The sequence below is a fragment of the Candidatus Pelagibacter sp. HIMB1495 genome (assembly GCF_052047955.1).
In the GTDB taxonomy this organism is placed as follows: domain Bacteria; phylum Pseudomonadota; class Alphaproteobacteria; order Pelagibacterales; family Pelagibacteraceae; genus Pelagibacter.
In genome coordinates this window covers 924500-949338 of record NZ_JBNAIQ010000001.1, presented here as the reverse complement: position 1 = coordinate 949338, position 24839 = coordinate 924500, and the positions used below count along the sequence as shown (strand labels likewise).

Annotated in this window: 26 protein-coding genes; 7 read left to right on the top strand and 19 right to left on the bottom strand. The window is 29.0% G+C overall.

All coding sequences use genetic code 11. From position 1 onward, the window contains the following. Window positions 1-7: 7 nt before the first annotated feature. Genes ACTTAW_RS05055 through ACTTAW_RS05040 form a run of 4 tightly spaced genes read right to left on the bottom strand, consistent with a single transcriptional unit; the run spans window position 8 to window position 4059 of the window. Window positions 8-958 carry a glycoside hydrolase family 3 N-terminal domain-containing protein gene (locus tag ACTTAW_RS05055; protein ID WP_440651390.1) on the bottom strand — a complete coding sequence of 317 codons (951 nt, stop codon included), beginning with the start codon at window positions 956-958 and terminating at the stop codon, window positions 8-10. Continuing rightward, complete coding sequence (locus tag ACTTAW_RS05050) at window positions 948-1211, bottom strand: hypothetical protein (protein ID WP_440651389.1); 264 nt, start codon at window positions 1209-1211, stop codon at window positions 948-950. The genes ACTTAW_RS05055 and ACTTAW_RS05050 overlap by 11 nt, the downstream gene beginning before the upstream one ends. Further along, complete coding sequence (gene argS / locus ACTTAW_RS05045) at window positions 1211-2944, bottom strand: arginine--tRNA ligase (RefSeq protein ID WP_440651388.1); 1734 nt, start codon at window positions 2942-2944, stop codon at window positions 1211-1213. The genes ACTTAW_RS05050 and argS overlap by 1 nt, the downstream gene beginning before the upstream one ends. Continuing rightward, window positions 2941-4059, bottom strand: coding sequence for a deoxyguanosinetriphosphate triphosphohydrolase (locus ACTTAW_RS05040; protein ID WP_440651387.1), 1119 nt, complete (start codon window positions 4057-4059; stop codon window positions 2941-2943). Before ACTTAW_RS05040 ends, argS begins: the two co-directional genes overlap by 4 nt. A 50-nt stretch (window positions 4060-4109) precedes the next feature. On the opposite strand from ACTTAW_RS05040, the gene ACTTAW_RS05035 reads away from it, so the two are divergent. Together ACTTAW_RS05035 and xth are read left to right on the top strand one after the other, a co-directional pair. Continuing rightward, on the top strand, window positions 4110-4427 hold the full coding sequence (locus ACTTAW_RS05035) for a HesB/IscA family protein (protein WP_262589230.1): 318 nt from the start codon (window positions 4110-4112) through the stop codon (window positions 4425-4427). Then, a complete protein-coding gene (gene xth, locus ACTTAW_RS05030; RefSeq protein ID WP_440651386.1) occupies window positions 4427-5203 on the top strand; it encodes an exodeoxyribonuclease III in 777 nt (258 codons plus the stop codon). Before ACTTAW_RS05035 ends, xth begins: the two co-directional genes overlap by 1 nt. Here the strand turns inward: xth and ACTTAW_RS05025 are convergent. Genes ACTTAW_RS05025 through ACTTAW_RS05010 form a run of 4 tightly spaced genes read right to left on the bottom strand, consistent with a single transcriptional unit; the run spans window position 5195 to window position 8167 of the window. After that, window positions 5195-6193: an Ldh family oxidoreductase gene (locus tag ACTTAW_RS05025; RefSeq protein WP_440651385.1), complete on the bottom strand. Its 999-nt coding sequence runs from the start codon at window positions 6191-6193 to the stop codon at window positions 5195-5197. The genes xth and ACTTAW_RS05025 overlap by 9 nt on opposite strands. After that, complete coding sequence (locus ACTTAW_RS05020; protein ID WP_440651384.1) at window positions 6193-6591, bottom strand: Fur family transcriptional regulator; 399 nt, start codon at window positions 6589-6591, stop codon at window positions 6193-6195. Before ACTTAW_RS05020 ends, ACTTAW_RS05025 begins: the two co-directional genes overlap by 1 nt. A gap of 24 nt (window positions 6592-6615) precedes the next feature. Beyond that, a complete protein-coding gene (locus ACTTAW_RS05015; RefSeq protein ID WP_440651383.1) occupies window positions 6616-7419 on the bottom strand; it encodes a metal ABC transporter permease in 804 nt (267 codons plus the stop codon). Window position 7420: 1 nt separating this feature from the next. Beyond that, window positions 7421-8167 (bottom strand): ATP-binding cassette domain-containing protein, encoded by a 747-nt coding sequence (locus tag ACTTAW_RS05010; RefSeq protein WP_262589235.1) that lies wholly within the window; start codon window positions 8165-8167, stop codon window positions 7421-7423. A 70-nt stretch (window positions 8168-8237) separates the two neighbouring features. On the opposite strand from ACTTAW_RS05010, the gene ACTTAW_RS05005 reads away from it, so the two are divergent. The 5 genes from ACTTAW_RS05005 (at window position 8238) to ACTTAW_RS04985 (ending at window position 11632) form a co-directional block, all read left to right on the top strand. Further along, window positions 8238-9260 (top strand): zinc ABC transporter substrate-binding protein, encoded by a 1023-nt coding sequence (locus ACTTAW_RS05005; protein ID WP_440651382.1) that lies wholly within the window; start codon window positions 8238-8240, stop codon window positions 9258-9260. Window positions 9261-9392: 132 nt separating this feature from the next. After that, window positions 9393-10274 (top strand): phytanoyl-CoA dioxygenase family protein, encoded by an 882-nt coding sequence (locus ACTTAW_RS05000; protein WP_440651381.1) that lies wholly within the window; start codon window positions 9393-9395, stop codon window positions 10272-10274. A gap of 56 nt (window positions 10275-10330) precedes the next feature. Then, window positions 10331-10555 (top strand): DUF6552 family protein, encoded by a 225-nt coding sequence (locus tag ACTTAW_RS04995; RefSeq protein ID WP_075506507.1) that lies wholly within the window; start codon window positions 10331-10333, stop codon window positions 10553-10555. Then, a complete protein-coding gene (locus ACTTAW_RS04990; RefSeq protein WP_440651380.1) occupies window positions 10555-10986 on the top strand; it encodes an arsenate reductase ArsC in 432 nt (143 codons plus the stop codon). Before ACTTAW_RS04995 ends, ACTTAW_RS04990 begins: the two co-directional genes overlap by 1 nt. Then, entirely contained in the window at window positions 10976-11632 is a 657-nt protein-coding gene (locus ACTTAW_RS04985; RefSeq protein ID WP_440651379.1) for an MIP/aquaporin family protein, read from the top strand. The genes ACTTAW_RS04990 and ACTTAW_RS04985 overlap by 11 nt, the downstream gene beginning before the upstream one ends. Here ACTTAW_RS04985 and phoB read toward each other — a convergent pair. The 11 genes from phoB to ACTTAW_RS04930 all read right to left on the bottom strand — a co-directional run bounded on the left by phoB (window position 11621) and on the right by ACTTAW_RS04930 (window position 24737). Next, window positions 11621-12301 carry a phosphate regulon transcriptional regulator PhoB gene (gene phoB, locus ACTTAW_RS04980; protein WP_440651378.1) on the bottom strand — a complete coding sequence of 227 codons (681 nt, stop codon included), beginning with the start codon at window positions 12299-12301 and terminating at the stop codon, window positions 11621-11623. The two genes, ACTTAW_RS04985 and phoB, sit on opposite strands and share 12 nt — an antisense overlap. Before the next feature lie 2 nt (window positions 12302-12303). Further along, window positions 12304-12996 carry a phosphate signaling complex protein PhoU gene (gene phoU / locus ACTTAW_RS04975; RefSeq protein WP_262589241.1) on the bottom strand — a complete coding sequence of 231 codons (693 nt, stop codon included), beginning with the start codon at window positions 12994-12996 and terminating at the stop codon, window positions 12304-12306. A gap of 3 nt (window positions 12997-12999) precedes the next feature. After that, the gene (pstB, locus tag ACTTAW_RS04970; protein WP_316963572.1) at window positions 13000-13761 is read right to left on the bottom strand and encodes a phosphate ABC transporter ATP-binding protein PstB; all 762 of its coding nucleotides are present in this window, start codon (window positions 13759-13761) and stop codon (window positions 13000-13002) included. Next, entirely contained in the window at window positions 13761-15023 is a 1263-nt protein-coding gene (gene pstA / locus ACTTAW_RS04965) for a phosphate ABC transporter permease PstA (protein ID WP_440651377.1), read from the bottom strand. The genes pstB and pstA overlap by 1 nt, the downstream gene beginning before the upstream one ends. Beyond that, window positions 15016-16419, bottom strand: coding sequence for a phosphate ABC transporter permease subunit PstC (gene pstC, locus ACTTAW_RS04960; protein ID WP_262589244.1), 1404 nt, complete (start codon window positions 16417-16419; stop codon window positions 15016-15018). The genes pstA and pstC overlap by 8 nt, the downstream gene beginning before the upstream one ends. A 110-nt stretch (window positions 16420-16529) precedes the next feature. Continuing rightward, window positions 16530-17549, bottom strand: a complete 1020-nt coding sequence (locus ACTTAW_RS04955) for a substrate-binding domain-containing protein (protein WP_440651376.1) — start codon at window positions 17547-17549, stop codon at window positions 16530-16532. A gap of 105 nt (window positions 17550-17654) precedes the next feature. After that, entirely contained in the window at window positions 17655-18812 is a 1158-nt protein-coding gene (locus ACTTAW_RS04950) for an ATP-binding protein (protein ID WP_440651375.1), read from the bottom strand. Window positions 18813-18857: 45 nt separating this feature from the next. Continuing rightward, the gene (locus ACTTAW_RS04945; RefSeq protein ID WP_440651374.1) at window positions 18858-19190 is read right to left on the bottom strand and encodes a diacylglycerol kinase; all 333 of its coding nucleotides are present in this window, start codon (window positions 19188-19190) and stop codon (window positions 18858-18860) included. Further along, on the bottom strand, window positions 19187-20392 hold the full coding sequence (locus ACTTAW_RS04940) for a sugar phosphate nucleotidyltransferase (RefSeq protein WP_440651373.1): 1206 nt from the start codon (window positions 20390-20392) through the stop codon (window positions 19187-19189). The genes ACTTAW_RS04945 and ACTTAW_RS04940 overlap by 4 nt, the downstream gene beginning before the upstream one ends. After that, window positions 20392-22110: a dihydroxy-acid dehydratase gene (gene ilvD / locus ACTTAW_RS04935; RefSeq protein ID WP_440618459.1), complete on the bottom strand. Its 1719-nt coding sequence runs from the start codon at window positions 22108-22110 to the stop codon at window positions 20392-20394. The genes ACTTAW_RS04940 and ilvD overlap by 1 nt, the downstream gene beginning before the upstream one ends. Continuing rightward, window positions 22110-24737 (bottom strand): valine--tRNA ligase, encoded by a 2628-nt coding sequence (locus ACTTAW_RS04930; RefSeq protein ID WP_440651372.1) that lies wholly within the window; start codon window positions 24735-24737, stop codon window positions 22110-22112. Before ACTTAW_RS04930 ends, ilvD begins: the two co-directional genes overlap by 1 nt. Window positions 24738-24839: the final 102 nt, after the last annotated feature.

Genomic DNA, 24839 nt, shown 5'->3' with positions numbered 1-24839 from the left:
AAAGATATTAACTTAAAATTTTATAAAATTGAGATGTTTTTTTAACAATAAAACTATTCACTTGAGGTGAATTTTCTGCAACTATCTTCATTTCTTTCATATTTCCATTACAATGAAGTGCTATATTACAACCTGCGCTGAATAAATTAATAGTATTAAGTTTTAAATCATCACTTAAACTCTTCATTGATAAGTCATCTGAAATTAAAATATTCTTAAATCCTATATTTTTCCTAATAATATTAATTATTTTTTTAGAGTGAGTGGCAGTGTTATTTTTATCAATTTTTGAATAAACAACATGACCTGTCATTGCAAATAAACATTTCTTCTTTTTAAATGTCCAAAAATCGTTTTTAAGAAGATATCCAAATGTTTTGTTAATAATCGGTGTTGAATAATGACTGTCGACTTTTGCTAAACCATGACCAGGTATATGCTTCATTACAGTTCCTATTGAGTTATTTTGAAATAATTCAATACAAATATCCCCTAATTTAGAGACAATTTTTTTATTTTTTGAATAAGATCTATCGCCAATTACCTTGCTTGCGCCATTAACTCTAAGGTCTAAAACTGGAACAGTATTAATATTCACACCAATTAAATTCAATAAATAAGAAGTCTTGTCTACAAATAACTTATAAACGATTTCAAATTTTTTTTTATCTTTATTAAACAAATCTCCAAAATATTCAGATGTCATATTATCAAAGGAAATTAAATTTCTTAATCTGTTTACTCTTCCTCCTTCCTGATCAATCATAATTGGATATTTTTTATCCTTAAAAATTTTTCTAATGCTAGAGGTTAATTTTTTAACTTGATCAAAGGATTTAATATTTCTAGTAAATAGGATAATTCCCCAGGGTTTATATTTTTTTAGAAATAAAATTTCATTTTTAGATAATTTTGTTGATTTTAAACCAACTATAAAAGATTTTCTTTTACTTATCATTGTCTAATAATTTCCAAAAATTAAATTTTTTCTTTTTCTTTTTGTTTGTTTGCTTAACATACTCAATTACATTTTGAGTATCATTCTCTAAAACTGGTAAATTTTTTGAATATAATTTTATTTTCTCATCAATATTTTGATGAGATCTGTATGATTTTTTTTGGTGTTCATCGGAAAAATAATATTTTCCTGTAAAAAATATAAATAAAAGTATTACTAAAACAAATATTAAGTACTTTATTTCTTTAAGCATTACATTTGATTTGGTGTATCGACACCAACAATATTCATTCCTGTTTTTATTACATTAGAAATAGCCTTCAAAAAGATCAATTTATCTGGTGAGACTGTTTTTTGATCATTAATGAACCTTTTTTCAGGAAATTGTTTTCCTAAATTCCAATACGAATGGAATTCTGATGCAAGATCGTATAAGTAAACAGGTATTCTATGTGGTTCTAATTTTGTACTAGCTGCGTCAATACATTTTGGCCATTCAGATAATTTTTTTAAAATTTTAATTTCATTATTAGAATATTCAAAATTGAAATCATTTAATTCAATTTTTGAATTTAAGTCTTTATCTATATGTCTAAACACAGATGAAATTCTAGCGTAACAATATTGAACATAATATAATGGATTGTCCTTAGATTTTTCTTTGACTGCATCGAAATCAAAATCTAATTCAACATCACTACTTCTGTTAAGCATAATAAATCTTGTTGCATCTCTTCCAACTTCTTCAATCAAGTCATCTACGGTAATATAATCTCCTTTTCTTTTAGACATTTTGAAAGGCTTGTTATCTTTAATTAACTTTACCAACTGACTAATTTTACAAATTAACGTATCTTTTTTTCCAGACAGTGCTTCAACCGAGGAGGTAATCCGTTTTATATAACCTGCATGATCTGCTCCAAGAATATTGATTAAGTAATCAAAATTTCTATCAACTTTATTTTTATGATAAGCAACGTCACTTGCAAAATAAGTCCATGTGCCATCAGATTTTTGAAGTGCACGATCTTTATCGTCACCAAATTCTGTTGATTTAAATAATAATTGCTCTCTTTCAACCCAATCTTTGTTATCTTCACCAGCTGGGGCTTTGATTTTTCCTTTATAAATAAAGTTATTTTTTTCTAAAAAATCTATTACACTTTCAACTTCATTGTTTAATACGATATTTTTTTCACTAACAAAATTATCATGTTTAATACCCAAGCTTTTAAGATTGTTTTTGATAAGCAGAAGCGCCTGCTCTATTGATAAGACTGTTAATTTATCTCTAATTTCATCAAAATTATCAAATTTAAGTTCTGAGTTATTTGAAATTATATTTTTTGCAAAATCAATTAGATAATCCCCAGGATACAAATCAGGATTATCCTCAGGAAATGTTTCTTTAAAATGAACTTCTCTAATTCTAAAATATACTGATTTAGTAAAATTTATAATTTGGTTACCATAATCATTCACATAATATTCTTTTGTAACTTTGTGTTTATTAAAAATTAGAACATTAGAGATAACATCTCCTAGAATAGCACCTCTACAATGTCCTACATGTAAAGGACCTGTTGGGTTTGCTGAAACAAACTCTACTAAATAATTATTTTTTTTCTCTTTGTCATTTATTCCAAAACTATCTGCATTATCAGTGATATTTTTAATAAAATTTGACCAATAAGATGGTTTAAATTTAATATTAATAAATCCTGGTTTGGCTACAGATATTGTTTCAATTTCGCTGTCATTATTTTTAATTTCGGGAGCAAGTTTTTCTGCGAGCTGTAATGGTGAAGTTTTATTGATTTTTGATAAAACCATCGCAACATTTGTTGAAATATCACAATCAAATTTTGGTGGAGGTATTTCTGCATTAATACCAGTAAAATTCTCTGGAATTTCTAGTTTATTATTTTTATTCAAATCAACGATAACAGATTTAATTTTATCTAAATATAATTCAAAAATATTCATTTATTATCGTTATAAAGGTTAATAGCATATCTATCAGTCATACCAGATATAAAATCTGAAATAGCTCTATATTTGTCTTTAGTCAATTGATCTTTGGACAAAAATTTTCTTGGATTTGATTTAATTATTTTAAACAATTTCTTAATTATTAATTTACCTTTATGATTTTTTTTCAATACTGACTTGTTGTCGTACATTTTGTCTCTTAAGAAAGATTTAATTTCTTTTTCTGCATTCTTAATTTGGTTAGAAAAACAAACGATTAACTCATTAGATTTAGCTACATCTCTTGAGGATTTTACCTTAAGTTTTTGAATATTTTTTTGGGTATTGTTCAATAAATCTCTAACCATGAGATCAATTGAGTCTCTTATAATTTGATAAATTACAATTTTATAATTTTTATTAGTAATTTTATTTTTATATTTTTTATGAATATTTTTAAAAAAATCTATTTCGATCAATTCCTCCATTTTAAAAAGATTAGCTTTTATTCCGTCTTGAATATCATGATTGTTATATGCAATATCATCTGAAATTGCTGAAATTTGAGCTTCAAGAGAGGGAAATGAATTATATTTAATTTTACCTTTAAAGGTTTTAAGCCCTATTAGCTTGTTAACTAAACCAATATCCTCAACTGGTCCGTTATGTTTAAGAAGACCTTCTAACGTTTCTATAGTTAAATTTAATCCCTTAAATTTAAAATACTTATTTTCTAAAAACATAACTATTCTTAAAGTTTGAATGTTGTGATCAAAACCACCATAATTCTCCATGCATTCATGTAAGGCATCTTCTCCAGCATGACCGAACGGAGTGTGGCCTAAATCATGTGCTAAACTTAAAGTTTCGGCTAAATCCTCATTTAATTTTAAATATTTAGCTATTGATCTTGCAATTTGGGCAACTTCTATTGAGTGAGTAATCCTTGTTCTAAAATGATCCCCCTCAGTATTAACAAATACTTGGGTTTTATGTTTTAACCTTCTAAATGATGCACTATGAATAATACGATCTCTATCTCTTTGAAAAGGAGATCGATATTTTGAATTAGCTTCCTTAATTAGTCTGCCTTTACTTTTGTATACCCCTAACAAAGCGTCTTTTTTCATCCTTTAATTAAAATAATTAAGTATTATATTAGTAATATCAGTGTTGAGACATGATTAAAGAAATTAAATTTACAGATAATGCGTTAAAACAAATAGAAAGTTTGTTAGCAAAAAAAGACAAAGGTTCTTTTTTTAGAATCGCTATTAAAGGTGGTGGTTGTTCAGGATTTCAATATGAATTCACTTTCGATAAATCAAAACAAGACGACGATTTAAATTATCAAAATATTTTAATTGATAAAACCTCTGCAGATTTACTTAAAGGATCTGAAGTTGATTATGTTTCTGAGTTAATAGGTGAACAATTTAAAATATCTAACCCACAAACAAAATCCTCTTGTGGTTGCGGTGTTTCTTTCTCACTTTAATGCTGATTTCATCCTGGAATGTCAATTCTGTAAGAGCACGAATTGAAAATATCAAAAGTTATTTATTAAAATATAAACCAGATATTTTAATGATGCAGGAAATCAAAACCGAAGATATCAATTTTCCTTATGATGATTTTTCTTCAATGGATTATGAAAGCCACGTATTTGGTCAAAAAAGTTATAATGGTGTAGCAATTATTTCTAAAAATAAATTAAAAAATACTAAAACTGATTTAATTAAAGATAAATTAAAACAATCAAGAATAATTTCTGCTGAATTTGAATATAAGAAAAAAACTATTCAATTAATTAATATATACACACCAAATGGAAATCCTGTTGATACTGAAAAATATGACTACAAAAAAAATTGGCTTGATCAATTAATCAAACAACTAAAAACTTTATCTAAAAAAAATCCTAATTTAATTTTAGCTGGTGATTTTAATATAATTCCATCAGCAGAAGATGTTTATAATGTAAAAAGTTTTGAGGATGACGCTTTATATAGGTTGGAAATCAGAAAAAAATTTAGAGAGATGATAAATCTAGGTTTCAATGATGTGTATAGATATTTTAATGAAGAGAAAGAAGGATATACGTTTTGGGATTATATGAGAGGTGCATGGCAAAAAAATAATGGCATGAGAATTGACCATTTTTTAGTTTCAAATTCACTAATTGATCAAATTAAAGATATAAATATCAACAAAGATCCTCGTGGAAGAGAAAAACCCTCTGACCACACTCCTATTGAAATTACTTTAGCTTAAAGATTTAATTTTATTAACTAACTCTTCGTTTATATTTCTTGGACCAGTGTCCAATCTATTTTTATGACGTCTTTCACCTGGTAATCTTACTTCACCCATTGATTTCATCTTCTCAAAAAATTCTTCTGCATGTTTCTGCCAATCAGTTCCTGAAGTTTTATCTGGATTTATTGCTAATATAAATTCACCACCGCTTGGAGGTCCGCCATCGTTATTATCTTTAGCAGCTGTTTCATAACTAAAATTATCACCAACTAAAGCGCCCGCTAATAATTCAACCATCATTGCAATTGCAGAACCTTTATAACCACCGAACGGTAATAATACTCCACCATCAGCAATTTCACCCGGATCAGTTGTTTCTTTTCCATCTTTAGTCAAACCAGTTCCAAGTGGAACTTTGTGCCCTTCTCTTTTAGCAACCTGAACTTCACCCATTGCCATCGATGCAGTTGCCATATCATAAACAACCGGAGTTTTGCCAGGTCTTGGCCAAGCAAATGAAATTGGGTTCGTTCCAAATAATGGTTTTATTGCTCCTGCTGGTGCAACAGCAGGTTTGTAAGACGTACATGCAAATGCAACTAAACCATCTTCAGCTAGTTTTTCTGTTTCAGGCCACATAGCAGCCATATGATGTGAATTATTTATTGCTAATACCGCAACACCGTTTTCTTTTGCGGCTTTAGCTAATTCTTGTAGACCTTTATTTAAAACAACTGGTGCTAAACAATTATTTCCTTCAACTTTAATTACTGATGGAGATATTTTTTTAACCTCAGGTTCACCTTTACCATTGATCTTTCCACTTTTTAGTCCTGTAACGTACGCTGGTAATCTAAACAAACCATGTGATACTGAACCATCTCTTTCTGCATTTTTTATTAAATCTGATAAAATTGATGCTGTTTCATCATCGCATCCATTAGCCAACAGAGTTTTTTTGGCAAGTTCAAATATTTCATCTAAGGTTAAGGATACTGTGCTCATTACTTCGATTTACACTTTTTACATAAACCAAAAAATTCTAAATTATACTTGTTGTATCTCATTCCTGAGTCATCTTGAAAATTTGATAAATATTTTGAAAGTTTTGAATTATTTATCTCTGAAACTTTTTCACAGCTTTCACAAATAGAAAAAGCTGTTGCTTTAGAAATTTGGCAACTAGAATTTTGACATGCGATAAAAGCATTTCTACTTTCAATCTTATGAATTTTTCCAATTTCAACTAACTTATCTAAAGCTCTATAAACTTGCAGTGGTGCTTTAATCCCTTTTTTTTGAACATTAAAAAGAATTGAATAAGCCTTCATAGGTTCGCCAGATTTATCAATAAGATCAAAAATTATTTTTTGGTTTTTAGAAAGATTATGTTCTTTTTGCATTTATAAATTCTTATCAATTAGTCATTAGTTTTTCAATTGAATGGATTGCTTTATTTTAAATAAGGACAAAATGAATAATAATAATGATGCAGCAATTATTGATGGTCCTGAGGCTGTATTAAACTCAAGTGAGGAAAACAATCCTAGTATTACAGATAATAAACCACCTATAATTGAGAAGAATATCATTTTTTGAGGGCTGTCTGAGATGTTTCTGGCCATAGCTGCTGGAATGATTAGCATTCCGGTTATTAATAATAATCCTACCATTTTTATTGAAATTGCGATGATTGCTGCCATTAAAATTGTGAATACGGCTTTAGCGCGCTCAGGATTTAATCCTTCAGCCTCCGCTAATTCGTAATTAACAGTAGACGCAAATAAAGGTTTCCATATCAATTTTAAAATCAGCAAGATGATAGCACCACCTATCCAAATTATTAGTATGTCATTTGTAGTTACAGCCAATATGTCACCAAACAACAGACCCATTATATCAAATCTAATGAATGTTAAAAAACCTATCACAACCAAGCCTACTGCTAAAGAAGAGTGGGCCAACAAACCTAGCAAAGCATCACCAGGTAGATTAGTTTTTTTTTGAAGTTGAATAAGAATTAAAGCAACTACAGATGAAATTACAAAAACAGATAAGGCTATATTTAACTCTAAAGAATAAGCCATAGTCACTCCTAATAAAGCTGAGTGAGAGAGTGTATCACCGAAATAAGATAATCTTCTCCAAATTACAAAACAACCCAAGGGTCCAGTAACTAAAGCTACACCTATTCCAGCAACTAAAGCTCTAATAAAAAAATCATCAAACATATTAATTTTTCTCTATCTCTCCTTCCTCTGAATGAACATGATCATGTTTATGTTCATATACAGAAAGAATTTGAGATGCTTTTTCACCAAATAAGGTTTTATATTCGTTATTTTTTGCCACATCCATTGGTGTACCAGAACAACAAACGTGACCATTTAGACAAACAACATGATCAGTAGCTGTCATGACAGTGTGTAAATCATGTGAAATTAATAAAATTCCACAATTAAGAGTGTCTGAAATTTTTTTAATCAATTCATAAAGAGCAATTTCACCTGTGTAATCAACACCTTGAACAGGTTCATCTAAAACTAATAATTCTGGTTTTTTTGAAATAGCCCTTGCTATTAAAACTCTTTGAAACTCACCCCCAGATAAATTTCCTAAATTTTTATTTTTTAAGTGAATGACACCAGTTAAATTTAAAGCTTCATCTATCACTTCCTCATCAATATTTTCTGTTAACAGCATAAAATCATAAACACGAAGAGGTAATGTCCAATCTATAGATATTTTTTGAGGAACATATCCAATCTTGTTAGTATATTTTTCAACATTCCCTTCTATATTTTTATATATTCCTAAAGCAATTTTTGCAGTTGTACTTTTTCCTGATCCGTTAGGACCAATTAAAGTTACAATTTTTCCTTTTTCAACTTTTAACGAAACACCTTCTACCAACCACTTTCCATTTTGTCGAAAGCCTGCATTATTTAGTTGAACCAAAGTTTTATTCTCAGAATTCATTTATTCCTTGACTTGTAAATGTTATATTATTACATAATGTTATAATATAACAACTTTTAAATAATTACTTATGATAAATCTAAAAAAATTACCAATAATCTTTTCATTAATATTCTTTTTAACAATATTTTCATCAGCAAATGCTGAAATTAAAGTAGTTGCTTCTATTAAACCAATACATTCATTAGCAAGTTATTTAATGGATGGTGTAGGTAAACCAGATCTAATAGTGGATGGTTATAGCTCCCCTCATGGATTTTCAATGAAGCCCTCTCATGCAAAAATGCTTCAAAATGCTGATCTTGTGTTTTGGGTAGGAGAAGATTTAGAAAATTTTTTAGAAAAACCGTTAAGTTCAATCGCAAAAAAAGCTGAAAAAATTGAACTAATAGAAATCAAAGGATTACAAGTATTAAAATTTAGAGAAAGAAATATTTTTGACGAACATGATCATGACGACCATGGACATGATGATGACCACGGTAAAAAAGAAGATGATCATGACGACCATGGACATGATGATGACCACGGTAAAAAAGAAGATGATCATGACGACCATGGACATGATGATCATGATGGACATGCACATGGCGAATTTGATCCGCACATTTGGTTGGACCCAATTAATGCAAAAGCTATATTAAATGAGATGGCAGAACATTTAATTGAAAATGACCCAAAAAATGAAGCTAAATACAAAAGTAATTTAGCTAACGCTTTACAAGAAATCGATAAACTTACAATTGATGTAATGACAGACTTAAGTAACAGTGTTTCTTCAATTGTATTCCATGATGCTTATCAATATTTCGAGGAAAGATTTAACGTTAAAATATTAGGTGCATTTACCGTTAATACGGATGTAATGCCTGGTGCAGAACAACTCGCTGAAATAAGAGAAATTATTGAGCATGATAAAGTAGCTTGTGTGTTCTCAGAGCCTCAATTTAATCCTGATATTATCAATGCTGTAGCAAAAGATATGAAGATTAAAACTGGTGTTTTAGATCCTCTAGGTGCAACATTAGATCCAGGCAATGATCTATATTTCAATTTAATTAGAAATATGTCTGCATCTTTCAAAGGTTGTTAATTAAAAATTAGGTTTAATCCGGGAATTTTTTTAAATTCTCGGATTAATATATAACATTCACTGATATTTTTATAATACAATAAGCATTGTAATTTTTTCTAAGAGGATTTATTTTCTTCATAATTCGATTTTATGAATGATTTAAATTTATTTAAAAAAAATGGCTATCTTGTTAAAGAAAATTTAATTTCTCAAACAAAGATAAACAAAATAAATAAAATTGTTAATGAAGTAATTTCAAAAGAGAAAAAGAAAAAAAATGGCAATGGTGCAAATGGAACTCAATCCTATAATAATTACCATTTTGTTTACAATTCAGACTCATCAAAGAATAAAGAAATATTAAGACTAAATAACCCTCAGAACAGGCATAAAATCTTCTATGAATTATCTAGGGATAAAAAAATTATATCCATAGCTAAAAAATTGTTAGGTGGAACAGTTAGATTTCATCTTGGTAAATTAAATTTTAAGCTTCCAAATAAGAAAAAGGGAAGTGAAATTGGGTGGCACCAAGATTGGGCTTTTTACCCTCATACCAATGATGATTTAATCACAGTTGGTATATATTTAGATGATTGCTATGAGAAAAATGGGCCTCTTAAAATAATAAAAAATTCACACAAAAAGAAATTATACAGCCACCACAGCAAAGAAAATTATTTTGTTGGAAAAATAGATACTAAAAAAAATAAAATAGGAACTAAAGATAGTGTTTCCATAACTGGAACGGCTGGAACAGTTGTTTTTTTTCATTGTAGATCAGTTCATGGGTCTGGACACAACCAAATGAATAACTCAAGACCCTTAATTTTATTTGGTTATAGAGCTTGTGATGCTTGGCCATTAATCAATGATGGAAACCCTCATCCAGAAGTCAATTTAGAAAATTATGATAAAAATATTATTGTAGGAAATAAATCAATAAAACCAAGATTAACTAAAGTTCCGACAATAATCCCACTACCTAAAAAGAAACACTACGTTTCAATCTATGAACTCCAAAAAAATTAAATTACATTAAAGTTCTTTGTAATAAATCTTTAACATAACATTCATATAAATTTTGAATGTTATTTTTAAAAAAATATCTTAAATGGATAAGTACATTCTTAGTATTAACTGGTATTTTGCTTACAAATCTTAATATTTATCCACTGAATATATATTTTCATGGACTGGGTGTTGTTGGATGGACAATTTCAGGGTTCTTGTTAAAGGATAAGGCTATTTTAACTAATTTTGGATTACAAATTCCACTATTTGTAATCGGTATTTACAAAATTATTTTTTAATGAAAAATGTTTTATTTGTATGCACTGGTAATTCTGCAAGAAGTATTATAGCTGAAAGTATTATAAATAACGAATACTCAAATAAATTTAAAGCTTTTAGTGCTGGAAGCAATCCTTCTGGAAAAATCAATGAAGATGTAAAAAGTTTTTTAGAGAAAAATAAAAATTACAATCTAACTAATTATAATTCTAAAAACTTTGAGAAATTTATAAATAATGAAATAAAAATGGATTATGTAATAACAGTTTGCAATAACGCAAATAATGAGGTGTGCCCTATCTGGCCTCAAAAGGAACAAATAATACATTGGGATATTGAAGATCCTGTATCCAAACTTCAAAGTGCAAATAATGAAGAAAAGCAAATAATTATTAGAAACACATTCAATATTATAAGTATTAAAATTAAAGATTGGGTAAATGAAAAATAAAAATAGATATTTTCTTTCAGAATTTATTGGAAGTTGCTTTCTAGTAATGATCATAGTTGGATCAGGCTTAATGGTTGAAAATCTGACTAACGATATAGCTGTAATGCTAATTGCCAATACTATAGCAACAGGCGCTGGTTTATTTGTATTAATTACAGTATTTGCTGATTTATCTGGTGCTCATTTTAATCCATTTGTTAGTATTGCAATGACAATTACGGGAAAATTAAAAAAAAGATTACTTCCCTTTTATATTTCAGCTCAAATCTTAGGGTGTATGTTGGGAGTTGCTCTAGCTAATTTTTTTTTTGAACATCAAATATTTGAGCTATCAACAAAATCAAGAGATGGCATTTATATATTTGTATCAGAAATAGTAGCTACATTAGGTCTTATAATGATAATTTTTGGTTCTATGAAATCGGGTAAAATTGCTGTAGCAGCTTCTGTTGGTTTATATATTACAGCTGGTTACTGGTTTACTTCTTCAACGTCATTTGCAAATCCTGCTGTTGCTATAGCTAGAACTTTTACAGAGTCATTTACTGGTATAAATTATTTGAATACACCGTTTTATATATTGGCTGAATTAATTGGAATGATAATAGCTGTTTATCTAGTAAAAAAAGTTTTTTTAAATAAGTGAATAACCAGAAGATCTTACAGTTCTAATTAATTCCTTTTTATTTTTTAAATTTACAGATTGTCTTAATCTTCTGATATGGACATCAATAGTTCTGCTTTCAACATTTACATTATTTGGCCAAACATTTTCTAAAATTTGATCTCTTGAATAAACTCTCTTAGGATTAGTTAAAAAAAATTCTAACAATCTAAATTCTGTTGGTCCAAGCTTAATTTCTTGTTGATCTCTAAACACTCTTTTTTCAATTCTATCTAAGCTTAGATCTTCATACTCTAAACTGTCAGATACTATATTTGGATTAGATCGTCTTAACACAGCCTTCATTCTTGCCATTAATTCATTAAAGCTGAATGGTTTAGTTAAATAGTCATCTACACCACTATCTAGCCCTTTTATTTTGTCTTCTTCTTCACCTTTGGCGGTTAGCATAATCACAGGTAAACTTTTAAAACTATTATCTTTTCTTATACTTTTACAAATTTCTACCCCTGAAAGATCAGGTAACATCCAATCTAATAATAGTAGATCAGGTTGAAATTTTTTTAATTCTTTTAAACCATCATTACCATTTAATGATGATGATACTATAAAACCGTTTTTTTCTAGATTATGTTGAACTAATTGAATTATTGAAGGTTCGTCTTCAATAATAAATATCTTGCCATTCATTTTTATTGTTGAATAACTTTTCCTTTAGGTCTGCTACCTTTTAAGTATTCACCTTTAATTAAAAAACAAATTGTTTCAGCTATATTAGTTATATGATCTCCAGCTCTTTCAAGATTTTTTGTTGCAAAAATTAAATGTGTTGAAAAATCTAAATTCTTTTTATCTTTTGAAAGAAAATCAATAACACTTTCCATGGCTATATAGGTCAAATCATCAACTTGTTCATCTTTTTCCCATACCTCTTTAGCTTTGTCATAATTTTTATTTACGTAACTATCTAGAACATCATTTAATTGTTTAATTACTAAATCTCCTAATCTCTTTAAATTTCCTAATAGTTCCTCAGGCAAATCTAATGGTAAAGGTTTTACTTTTTTTGCGTTACTTTTTGATAGATCACCTATTCTTTCTAAATCTTGAGATATTTTTAAAGAACTGATTGTTTCTCTTAAATCAATAGCCATAGGTGCTCTTTTGACTAGTAATGTCATAATCTGTGTATCTATTTTGGATCTGAATTTATTTATTTCTTCATCGCTTTTAATAATTTTATCAATAGAGTCTTTATCAACTTTGATTACAGCATCCATAGAGTCAACCATTTGAGACTCTGTTAAACTTCCCATTTTAATTACTGAATCAATTAAGTATCTTAATTCTTCTTCGTATGATTTTACTGTGTGCTCATTACTCATAATTTATCCAAATCTACCTGTAATATAGTCTTGTGTCATTTTATTGTCAGGATTTTTAAAAATTTTCTCTGTTTTACCTACCTCAATTAACTTACCCAGATGGAAAAAACCTGTTTTTTGTGAAACTCTAACTGCTTGAGCCATTGAGTGTGTTACAATCACAATTGTATATGTTTTTTTAAGTTCATCGATTAATTCTTCAATTTTTGCTGTTGCTATAGGATCTAAAGCTGAACAGGGCTCGTCCATCAATATAACTTCAGGATTTACAGAAATTGCTCTTGCAATACAGAGTCGTTGTTGTTGACCTCCGGAAAGTCCTGTACCTGGTTCGTCAAGTCTATCCTTTACTTCTTCCCACAAAGCAGCTTTTTTTAAGCTACTCTCAACAATTTCATCTAACTCACTTTTAGTTTCACCTTTTCCATGAATTTTTGGACCATATGAAATGTTGTCATATATACTTTTAGGAAATGGGTTTGGTTTTTGAAAGACCATTCCTACTCTCTCCCTTAAAGATACTACATCTAAATTTTTGTCATTAATTTCAATACCATCAATTTCAATATTTCCAGTAACTTTACAGATATCAATTACATCGTTCATTCTATTCAGACATCGAATAAAAGTAGATTTTCCACAACCAGAAGGACCAATTAAAGCTGTAACCTCTTTTTCATTTAAATCTAAATTAACATCAAACAATGCTTGCTTCTCACCGTAATAAACATTTAAGTTAGTTGATTTAATTTTTACTTCGTTCATTAATTCCATCTTTTCTCAAATTTCTGTCTTAAATATACCGCTAAGAAATTCATTACAATTAAAAAACTTAATAACATCATGATAGTAGCTGATGTTTTTTCCACAAACCCCCTTTCGGCAGACTCAGACCACAAATATACTTGAACAGGTAGAGAGGCTGAAGGATCTATTGGTGTTGAAGGAATATCAACTACAAATGCAACCATACCAATTAAAATTAATGGAGCTGTTTCTCCTAAAGCTTGTGCTAATCCTATAATTGTTCCAGACAAAGTTCCGGGCAACGCTAAAGGAACAACATGATGGAATACAGATTGAAATTTGGAAGCACCAACTGCTAAAGCTCCTTCTCGTATTGATGGAGGTACTGCCTTCAATGAAGCTCTACAAGGTATAATTATCCTAGGCAGTGTCATTAAGGCTAGAGTTATTCCAGCTACTAATGGTGTGGATCTTGGCAATTGGATTGTGGCTAATAATATTTGTAAAGCTAATAAACCATAAACTATTGAAGGAACAGCAGCTAAATTATTTATATTAATTTCTATAAAATCAGTAATTTTATTTTTTGGAGCAAATTCCTCTAAATAAATTGAAGCCAACACCGCAACAGGAAAAGCTAATAATAAACAAATAATTATACTGTAAAAAGATCCTACTAAAGCACCACCAATACCAGCAAGTTCAGGATCACGAGAATCTCCATTTTTAAAAAAATAATTATTAAAATTCTTAATAATTTTTTTATTTTCAACCAATGTATCGTAAATAACTAATTGGAAATCAGATATTCTTCTTCTGTCTTCTGGTAAATCTCTTGGATAATTTCCTTTATGTAATTGATCAATATCATCTGATGCTGTTATCTCTACGTTTAATGTTTTTCCAATTAAATTGTTATTTTCTAAAAAAGCTCTTCTAATTTCAATCTCTGCATCTGTAGTGAATAAATCAATCAATTGATTTTCTTGATCTAAATCTTTAGCAGGGTAAACTTTTAACAAACTTTCAATGGTAACATCATAGAAATCAGCATCTAAAATCTCATTTTTTGTAGCTCCATTTTGTATTTCTAAAAGTTCTTGATCATAAAAAACTTCAACATTTATAGCAGTTTTCATGAATGCAGAACTTCCTTTTGAAAAAATATTGTGAACTAAAATAATAACAAACAACAATGCTACAAAAATTGATGCTAGACCATAAAATCTAAATCTTTTTTCAGCATTATGTCTTTTTTTTAATCTTTGTTCTTTAGTCATATTTCTCTCGGTATTTTTTAACTGCTCTTTGAGCAATATAGTTAAGTACAAGGGTTGCTATAAACAAAGTTAATCCCAAAGCAAAAGCAGATTGAGTTTTCGGACTATCAAACTCTTGGTCACCAACTAAAATCATTACAATCTGAGTGGTTATAGTTGTTGTGGACTCTAATGGGTTAATAGTTAAATTTGCTGCAAGACCAGCTGCCATAACAACAATCATTGTTTCACCAATTGCTCTTGATACAGCAAGTAAAACTGATCCTATGATACCTGGTAATGCAGCAGGTATAACAACTTTTTTTATTGTTTCAGACTTTGTTGCACCTATTGCATAAGAACCATCTCTCAAAGATTGTGGTACTGAATTTATAACATCATCAGATAATGATGACACATAAGGAATGATCATAATACCCATAATCAATCCTGCTGCTAGAGCACTTTCCGATGATACAGTTAATCCTAAATTTTCACCGATTTGTCTAAAAAAAGGACCAACTGTTAAGGCTGCAAAAAATCCATACACAACTGTTGGAATACCAGCTAAGATTTCAATTATTGGTTTTGATATTCTTCGTATTTTTAGTGAAGCGTATTCAGCCATATAAATTCCAGAAAATAACCCAATTGGAACTGCAACCAACATAGCAATTAAAGCAATAAATGAAGTACCTGCAATCAATGGAATAAACCCAAATGCATCTTTAAGCTCTTCGTATTCGGCTGCAGTGATTGCAGAAGCATCACTAACAAAAGCTCTCTGAGGACTCCAATTAGTCCCAAATAAATAATCGAAAATATTTATCACTGAGAAAAACTTTATACTTTCAAATAAAAGTGAAAAAATTATTCCTAAAGTGGTTAAAATTGCAATTAGAGATGAAGCAAATAATAATCCTTTTAAAATTTTTTCGACATCATCTCTTGCTTTGTTGTTATTTTTGATTTTTTTTAACGAATAAATTACTGAAGCAATGACAATAGTAAAAATTAATACTATTTTTGAATTAGTAAAAATATTAATAAATTTTGCATATGAAATTGCACTTTCTTTTAAAATAATATCTATATCTCCAAAAAAAGTGCCAGCATAAATAGCTTTAATTTTTTCATAAACTAAATTTGCTTCATTCTTATCATTAAAAATAGCTCCTTTATTTGCAGCAGTTTCAATAATTATTGATTTAATAATTACTGGTTCGAACAATGTCCAGATAACCAGGAACACTAAAGAAGGTATCGAACACCATAATACCAGGTAGTATCCATAAAATTTTGGGAGTGCGTTTAATTTAATATTTTTGTTTATTGAGATACTTTTAGTTTTTGATTTACCGTAAAAAAATAAAGATAATGAAAATATTGATATTAAGAATATTAAGACGAAGTTCATTCGAAATGATTTCTATCTTCTAAATGTTACAGTTTTGTTACAAATTAAATTCTAGATTGAATAAAAAAAAGGCCAGATAAACTGGCCTTTTTTTGAAAATAAGATTTTAATTAATTAATACTTATTGTGTTTAAATCTAATGCTGCAGTTCGAGTAACTTTGTACTTGTCAGATGCTAAAGGAACTAATCCAATTTTTCCCAAGTATCCTCTGTTACCCATAGCTTTTTTAGAAGTAAACTCTTTTAAGTATTCCTCAATACCAGGGACAACACCAATATGTGCTTTTTTAACGTAAAAGAATAATGGTCTTGCAATTGGGTATGAGTAATCTTGAATACCCTCTAGAGATGGTTGTACACCTTCAATAGAAGCTGCTTTTACCTTATCTTTATTTGCCACAAGGTAACTGTAACCAAAGAAACCATAAGCATCAGGGTTTGATGTTAATTTTTGTACAATAAGAGTGTCATTTTCACCAGCCTCAACTGCATAACCATCTTCTCTCATTTTTGCACATTCTTTTTTAGCTTTATCACCAAATAAAGATTTTGCTGTTTTAGAGCAACCTTTACCCATTACTAATGAATTCCAAGCATCTCTCGTTCCTGACGTTGGGGGTGCAATTAAAATTTCAATTTTTTTGTTTGGAAGACTTGCATCAATTTCACTCCATTTTTTATATGGATTTTCAACAAGTTTACCATCAACATCAACTTTAGCTGCTAAAGCTCTCCATAATTGCTCTTTTGTAAAGTTAGAGTCTGGAGCACTAACTGCATGTGCAAAAGAAATACCATCATTACCTACTACAATTTCAATAATTTCAGATACACCATTTTTTTCACATAATGCTTTTTCTTTTGGTTTAATCGCTCTTGATGCATTAGTTACATCTGGGTGGTTAACACCTACACCAGCGCAAAACAATTTCATTCCACCACCAGTACCTGTACTCTCAATAACTGGAGTTTTAAACTTCCCACTTTTACCGAATTTTTCTGCAACCACTGTTGCGTAAGGATATACAGTTGATGATCCTACAATTTTGATTTGATCTCTTGAGTAACTAGTTGTTGTAAAACTTAGTACTAAAAGAAATCCAAATATTACACTTATTACTTTTTTCATAATTCTCCTTTTTAGATTCATATGCGAACTAAATAGATTTGATTCTTAAATATTTTATTAAAGGAAGGTTAAACTTTTGTTACAACCACTAACTTTTTAGTTGTATTATAGTGAGTTAAATTTGATATCTATTGTTGTTCCTTGATTTTCTACACTATTAATATCCATTTCAGCTCTATGTTGTGAAACTAAATGTTTAACAATAGCTAAACCAAGCCCAGTTCCTCCAACACTACGACTTTTGCTAGGATCAACTGTAAAAAATCTCTCTGTGATTCTATGCAAAGATTCTTTTGGTATACCTATTCCCTGATCTGCTATTGAAACAATATTAAGTTCACCATCTTTTTTTGCTAAAATTGTAATTTCTTTATTTTTGTCACTATATTTAATTGAGTTATCAATAAGGTTTGTAAAAATTTCAATTAATTTATCTCTGTCACCAATTATTTTAAAATTTTCAATTTTATTAAATTTAATTTTAATATTATTTTTAATAATTATTTTTTCGTATGTTTTAATTACATAATCTAACAATTCTATTAAATCTATCTCATGAGTTGGCCTTATGTGCTCTTGCAGTTCTATTTTTGATAAAGACAATAAATCTCTAATCAAATTTTCCATTCTTTCTGATTGAGATATCATTACTGGTAGCAAATTGTTTATTTCTGAATTTTTTTTTAATTCTGAATTGTCATCAAAGGTCTCAAGGCCCATTTTAATTGACTGTAATGGTGTTCTAAGTTCATGAGAAACATTAGCTACAAAATCTGATTTTAGCTGCTGGAATTTATGGAATTCAGTTAAATCTCTCATTAGCAGCACGCATGATTGTTCATCAAAAAAAATGTTATTGTGATCCAAATAAGCAGTTATATTTAATCTTTGAGTTGTTTGATTTCTAATTTCAATCTCTAAATCTGTAACATTTGAACCTTGAAAAGCTTTATCAATAGAATTTAGAAGATCTGGATTACGTAAAAAGCCACTAATATTTTCATTTAGCTTTATTTGAAAAAGTTTATTTGAGGAATTGTTGCTAAAAATAATTTTTTTACTTTTATCTAATATGATTACAGCTTCTGGAATATAATTTAGTAAATCATATAAATTCTTTCTATAATCTTTGCTTTCGATAATTTTAATTTTTTTTTTTTCAGAATTATCTTCAGTATTAATCCCAAATACTCTCTCTTTTTTTAACAATAAAAATGTTAATACAACAATAATTAAAACTAAAATTATTAATAAAAGTTCCATAAAATTATAGTATTACGAAAATACTATTAGTAAATAATCAAAAAATTAAATTGTTATAAAAAATGTAATAATTAAAATTAATAAAATCAAAAAAACTGCTGCACTCGATAGATCTTTAATATTTTTAATATCACTATCATAATTTTTAGTAATTTTATCAGACAATTTTTCAATAGCAGTATTAATTACTTCTGTGGCTAGTAACAAAAAATAAAGAACAAACAAGAATAATTTATGATTAAATTCGATATTAGATAAAAAAACATAAGGAATTAAAAATAAACCTAAAAACAATTCCATTAGAAATGATTTTTCATTAATTACAATTTTTAAACCATTTAACGAGTTGATGAGATTTTTATAAAGTTTAGTTATCATTTTATTCTTCCGTAGACGTCTTGATATCTTACAATATCAGTTTCCTTTAATATTGATCCCACTTGAGCTTCCATAATTTTAACTGGTTTTTTCCCAAGATTTTGAACTCTGTGAATGGCTTCTAATGGAATAAATATATGTTCTCCAGGTTTTTTAGTAATTATATCTTTATTAAGTGTTATTTTGGCTTTTCCTTGAGTAACCAACCAATGTTCAGCACGGTGATGATGTTTTTGCAAACTTAAAATGCCTTTTGGTTTTAAATAAAGTTCTTTAATTAAAAACTCTTTACCTTCAAATAGGTTTGTGTATCTACCCCATGGTCTGTAATAAACATTTTTCTTCTTAATGTATTTGTTTTTATTTTTGTCATACATTTTTAAAATCTCTTTCCAACTTCCAAGATCTGACCAAGGTAAGTCTAGTTTGATCGCATTAATTTCTTTTGTTTTTTCAAGGATTGCATAATCAAAAGATTTAGCAGTTGCTTTTATAAATGATGCTTTATTTAAATGATAAATGTTTGATTTATAATTTGCCTTATTAACAGCTGTGACACAATTTCTGTATATGGTTGGGTTGTATTTTTTAAAGTTATTGATGATTGAATCTTTTCTAAGATAAAACATTCCTGAGTTCCAATATCCATTTTTTCGAATGATTGCTTTTGCTTTTACTTCTTTAGGTTTTTCAATAAATCTAGTTACTTTATCAATATCACCTTTAATTTTTTTAGTTAAAAAATAACCGTAATAACTTGTTGGTGATTTTGGTTTAATACCAAACACAAATATATTATTTTCATTAAGATTGGACTTATTTTTATTGATGGCCTTATTAAATATATTCATCTTTTCAATCAAATGATCGGCTGTAAAAAACATTAGTGGCTGATTATCAGGGATATCTTTTATTAAAGCTGTGCTTAAAATAGCTGGAGCCGTATTTCTTTTAGTTGGCTCAACAACAATTTTGTATTTATTGATTTTATTTTTTCTTAAATGTTGCTTAACTTTACTTAGATATTTTTTGTTTGTACTTATAATAGGTGCATCATAAATGGATGCTTTTGTTCTCTCTAAAGTTTTTCCAAGTAAAGTCCAATTACCAAAATCAATAAATTGTTTTGCTTGATGATTTTTAGAATTTGGCCAAAGACGGGTACCAGCACCACCGCATAAAATAACTGGTCTTATTTTCATTAAATCTCTGAGTAATCTTTAACTTCCTTTTTCTTACCTGGATGAGTTGGAGCACCTAAGTATGCAGGTCCAACTGTTTGAGCATATTTCCATAAAGTTCCCGATCCAAAGTCAGATTTTTTAGCTTTCCATTTTCTTCTTCTTGATGCCAATTCTTTTTTAGAAAGTCTTACATTGATAGTTCCTTTTTTGGCGTCAATATCAATGATATCTCCGTTCTTTAATAGACCTATAGGGCCCCCTAGAGCGGCCTCAGGCCCTACGTGACCCACACAAAAGCCTCTTGTAGCACCAGAGAACCTTCCATCAGTTATAAGGGCTACTTTCTCACCTTTTCCCTGACCATAAATTGCACCAGTTGTAGATAGCATTTCTCTCATACCAGGACCTCCTACTGGTCCTTCGTATCTAATTATAATTACATCACCATCATTATACTTTCTGCTTTGAACAGCTTTCATAGCGCTTTCTTCATTATCAAAACATCTTGCTTTTCCAGTAAATTGTAATTTTTTAAGTCCTGCAACTTTAACAATTGCTCCTTCTGGAGCTAAGTTTCCTTTTAATCCAACAACACCACCTGTTGGAGATAATGGATCTTTGTAAGATCTCATTACTTTTTGTTTAGGATTAAATTTAATATTTTTTAAATTTTCTTTCATGGTTTTACCTGTAACAGTCATACAGTCTCCATGAATATATCCACCCTCATATAAAGTTTTTAATAACATTGGGACACCACCTGCTAACCACATATCTTTTGCAACATACTTTCCACCAGGTTTTAAATCTGCAAGATAAGGTGTTCTTTTAAATATTTTTGCAACATCCATTAAATCAAATTTAATTCCTGCTTCATTAGCAATAGCAGGTAAATGAAGTCCTGCATTAGTAGATCCTCCTGTTGCAGCAACAATTGTTGCAGCATTTTCTAAAGCTTTTCTGGTAACAATGTCCCTTGGCTTAATTTTTTTCTGTAAAAGGTTCATAACCATTTTGCCACTTTCTTTTGCATACTTATCTCTTTCCTCATAAGGAGCAGGTGTTCCTGCTGAATAAGGTAACGCTAAACCAATTGCTTCAGATACACATGCCATTGTGTTTGCAGTAAATTGACCTCCACAAGCACCTGCACTTGGGCAAGCAACTAATTCTAACTTTCTAAGTTCTGCTGCAGACATTTGACCTGACGAATGTTTTCCAACTGCTTCAAATACATCTACTACAGTTACATCTTTTCCTTTGTAAGTACCTGGAAGAATGGACCCTCCATAAATAAACACACTTGGTACATTTAGTCTAACCATTGACATCATTAAACCTGGTAAAGATTTATCACAGCCAGCAATACCGACTAATGCATCATAACAATGTCCTCTAACAGTAAGTTCAGCAGAGTCTGCGATAACCTCTCTTGAAATTAAGGAAGATTTCATTCCTTCATGACCCATTGCAATTCCATCAGTAACAGTAATTGTACAAAATTCTCTTGGTGTTCCACCATTTGCTCTGACACCTTTTTTTACAGATTGTGCTTGTCTCATTAAAGCTATATTGCAAGGTGCTGCTTCATTCCAAGTTGAAACAACTCCAACAAAGGGTTTTGCTACATCTTTTTCAGTTTCACCCATTGCATAGTAAAAAGATCTATGTGGTGCTCTATCTGGTCCTAATGATGTATGTCTACTTGGAAGTTTCTTTTTATTAAATTTTGCCATTATATACCCTTTATTGTTACTGATATTTTCTCAATATCATTCTTTAAATTATTATAATTAGTTTTTTCTTGTTCAACAATCTCTTTTGGAGCACGATCTACAAAACTTTTATTCTCTAATCTTTGAGATATTTTATTCATTTCTTGTTCTAATCTGCTTTGTTTAGCTATTAAATTTTCTTTAATTAATTTTAAATCTACATCTTTATCAAAATAAATTTTGAATAAGTCACCTGAGACAACCATTGTTGCAGCAGGTTTTTCTAAATCATCATCAAGTATGCTGTTTATTCTTCCAAGTTTTTTTAAGATAACTTCATTCTTATTAATAAATTCTTTTTGATTGTCATTAATACCTTTAACTGAAACATCAATAAATGACCCTGGGCTAACATTAAGCTCATTTTTAAAGGATCTAAGCTCTGAAATAATATTTATGATATTTTCTACCTGCTCAGTGCTATTATCTTTTTTAGCTTCTCCTGTTACCCAATTTTTATGCATTAAAAAATCGCTTCCATTCTTATCAAATTGGTCTTTGAGCCATATTTCCTCTGTTACAAACGGAATAAATGGATGAAGTAAGATTAGTATATGTTTAAATACATAAGATGATACTTTTTTAACCTCTGCTTTTGCATCATTATCATCTGAAAATAAGATAGTTTTAGATAACTCGAGATACCAATCACAATATGAGTGCCAAGCAAACTGATAAGCGTTTTTTGCAGCTTCATCAAATCTATAATCCTCAAGATTTTTTTGTATTTTATTCTTTGCCTCTATTAACTCTAAATATATCCATTTATTAATATTTACCTTTAAATTAGGTAGATCATCAATATCTTTAAAATCACATTTATTTGTTATTAAAAAATTATTAGCATTCCACAATTTATTTAAAAAATTTCTATAACCTTTAACTCTATCTTCCGATAATTTTACATCTGTTCCAGGTGAAGCCATTGAAAGTAAAGTAAATCTCAATGCATCAGCACTGTATTTTTCTATTAAATCCAAAGGGTCAATTACGTTTCCTTTTGATTTAGACATTTTCTGTCCTTTTTCATCTCTTACAAGTGCGTGAACATAAATGTCTTTAAACGGTTCTTTATTTAAAAATTCTGTTCCAAACATAATCATTCTAGCAACCCAGAAAAAGATAATATCAAAACCAGTTACTAATACTGAAGTTGGATAAAATTTCTTTAAATAATCATCATCTTCTGGCCATCCAAGTGTAGCAAAAGGCCATAAACCAGATGAAAACCAAGTATCCAAAACATCAGGATCTCTATTTAGTTCTACTTCTTTTTTGTAAAATTCTTTTGCTTGTGATTTTGCTTCTTCTTCATTTATAGCTACAAAGATTTTATTGTCGGGTCCGTACCATGCTGGTATTTGATGTCCCCACCACAACTGCCTTGAAATACACCAAGGCTCAATATTGTTCATCCATTGGAAATATGTCTTTGACCAATTTTCAGGAAAAAAATTTGTTTTTTTTGAATTAACAACTTCTTTTGCTTTAACAGATAATTTACCAGCATCAGCAAACCATTGTTCTGTAAGAAAAGGTTCAATTATAGAATTAGATCTATCACCATATGGAACTTTATTTTTAATATTTTCTTCTTTTACAAAAAATTCTTTTTCTTTGAGTTCTTTTAAAATTCTTTTTCTAGCTTCAAATCTATCAAGACTTACGTAATGCTTAGGAGCATTTTCATTTATCTTACCTTCTTCAGTAAAAATATTTATGATTTCAAGATTATTTCTTTGACCAACATCATAATCATTAAAGTCATGTGCTGGGGTTATTTTTAATGCACCTGTACCCTGTTCAGGATCAGCATAATCATCTTCTATAATTTTTATTTTTCTACCAACAATTGGTATTGTTACTGTTTTGCCAACAAATGATTTGAACCGATCATCTTTTGGATTAACAGCTATAGCGGTATCACCTAACATTGTTTCAGGTCTTGTAGTTGCTATAGTTATAAATTCACTAGTTCCATCTATAGGATATTTAATGTAGTAAATTTTTGAATTTACCTCTCTTTGATCTACTTCTAAATCTGAAATAGCTGTCTTAAGAACAGTATCCCAGTTAACTAATTTCTTATCTTTGTAAATTAAACCTTTATTGTAAAGTTCTACAAAAACTTTGATAACTGATTTAGATAAATTTTCATCCATTGTGAATGCATTTCTTGACCAATCACAAGAACAACCAAGCTTTTTTAATTGATTAATTATTATGTCACCATATTGCTCTTTCCATTCCCAAACTTTTTCAATAAACTTATATCTACCAATCTCATTCTTATCTATTTTTTCAGAAGTGAGTTTTTTCTCTACTAAGGCTTGTGTTGCAATACCAGCATGGTCAGTTCCTGGTTGCCATAAAGTTTCATAATTATTCATCCTGTGGTAGCGCACTAATAAATCTTGAATAGAATTATTTAATGCGTGACCCATATGAAGACTACCAGTTACATTTGGTGGAGGAATTACTATTGAAAATTTTTTAGAATTTTCTTTTGGTTTAAATAATTCATTTTTTTCCCAATATGAATAAATCTTATTTTCAACTTCAGAATGGATATATTTATCGTTACTCATTGATTTTAAAGTTTATAATTTAATAATCTTATTTAACAATAATCAATTTGGAACGTTATTTAATAGACTAATATAAAAAATTTAATATAAAAAGGCTTGAAG

Coding starts and splice junctions, on each gene's coding strand:
- ACTTAW_RS05000 (WP_440651381.1), top strand. CDS start 9,393: ATGAATGATTTAAATTTATTTAAAAAAAATGGCTATCTTGTTAAAGAA.
- ACTTAW_RS05010 (WP_262589235.1), bottom strand. CDS start 8,167: ATGAATTCTGAGAATAAAACTTTGGTTCAACTAAATAATGCAGGCTTT.
- phoB (WP_440651378.1), bottom strand. CDS start 12,301: ATGAATGGCAAGATATTTATTATTGAAGACGAACCTTCAATAATTCAA.
- xth (WP_440651386.1), top strand. CDS start 4,427: ATGCTGATTTCATCCTGGAATGTCAATTCTGTAAGAGCACGAATTGAA.
- ACTTAW_RS05025 (WP_440651385.1), bottom strand. CDS start 6,193: ATGAGCACAGTATCCTTAACCTTAGATGAAATATTTGAACTTGCCAAA.
- ACTTAW_RS04945 (WP_440651374.1), bottom strand. CDS start 19,190: ATGATAACTAAACTTTATAAAAATCTCATCAACTCGTTAAATGGTTTA.
- ACTTAW_RS04940 (WP_440651373.1), bottom strand. CDS start 20,392: ATGAAAATAAGACCAGTTATTTTATGCGGTGGTGCTGGTACCCGTCTT.
- ACTTAW_RS05020 (WP_440651384.1), bottom strand. CDS start 6,591: ATGCAAAAAGAACATAATCTTTCTAAAAACCAAAAAATAATTTTTGAT.
- ACTTAW_RS04985 (WP_440651379.1), top strand. CDS start 10,976: ATGAAAAATAAAAATAGATATTTTCTTTCAGAATTTATTGGAAGTTGC.
- ACTTAW_RS05055 (WP_440651390.1), bottom strand. CDS start 958: ATGATAAGTAAAAGAAAATCTTTTATAGTTGGTTTAAAATCAACAAAA.
- ACTTAW_RS05015 (WP_440651383.1), bottom strand. CDS start 7,419: ATGTTTGATGATTTTTTTATTAGAGCTTTAGTTGCTGGAATAGGTGTA.
- pstC (WP_262589244.1), bottom strand. CDS start 16,419: ATGAACTTCGTCTTAATATTCTTAATATCAATATTTTCATTATCTTTA.
- ACTTAW_RS05040 (WP_440651387.1), bottom strand. CDS start 4,059: ATGAAAAAAGACGCTTTGTTAGGGGTATACAAAAGTAAAGGCAGACTA.
- argS (WP_440651388.1), bottom strand. CDS start 2,944: ATGAATATTTTTGAATTATATTTAGATAAAATTAAATCTGTTATCGTT.
- ACTTAW_RS05005 (WP_440651382.1), top strand. CDS start 8,238: ATGATAAATCTAAAAAAATTACCAATAATCTTTTCATTAATATTCTTT.
- ACTTAW_RS04995 (WP_075506507.1), top strand. CDS start 10,331: ATGTTATTTTTAAAAAAATATCTTAAATGGATAAGTACATTCTTAGTA.
- ACTTAW_RS04990 (WP_440651380.1), top strand. CDS start 10,555: ATGAAAAATGTTTTATTTGTATGCACTGGTAATTCTGCAAGAAGTATT.
- pstB (WP_316963572.1), bottom strand. CDS start 13,761: ATGAACGAAGTAAAAATTAAATCAACTAACTTAAATGTTTATTACGGT.
- pstA (WP_440651377.1), bottom strand. CDS start 15,023: ATGACTAAAGAACAAAGATTAAAAAAAAGACATAATGCTGAAAAAAGA.
- phoU (WP_262589241.1), bottom strand. CDS start 12,996: ATGAGTAATGAGCACACAGTAAAATCATACGAAGAAGAATTAAGATAC.
- ACTTAW_RS04950 (WP_440651375.1), bottom strand. CDS start 18,812: ATGGAACTTTTATTAATAATTTTAGTTTTAATTATTGTTGTATTAACA.
- ACTTAW_RS05035 (WP_262589230.1), top strand. CDS start 4,110: ATGATTAAAGAAATTAAATTTACAGATAATGCGTTAAAACAAATAGAA.
- ACTTAW_RS04930 (WP_440651372.1), bottom strand. CDS start 24,737: ATGAGTAACGATAAATATATCCATTCTGAAGTTGAAAATAAGATTTAT.
- ACTTAW_RS05050 (WP_440651389.1), bottom strand. CDS start 1,211: ATGCTTAAAGAAATAAAGTACTTAATATTTGTTTTAGTAATACTTTTA.
- ilvD (WP_440618459.1), bottom strand. CDS start 22,110: ATGGCAAAATTTAATAAAAAGAAACTTCCAAGTAGACATACATCATTA.
- ACTTAW_RS04955 (WP_440651376.1), bottom strand. CDS start 17,549: ATGAAAAAAGTAATAAGTGTAATATTTGGATTTCTTTTAGTACTAAGT.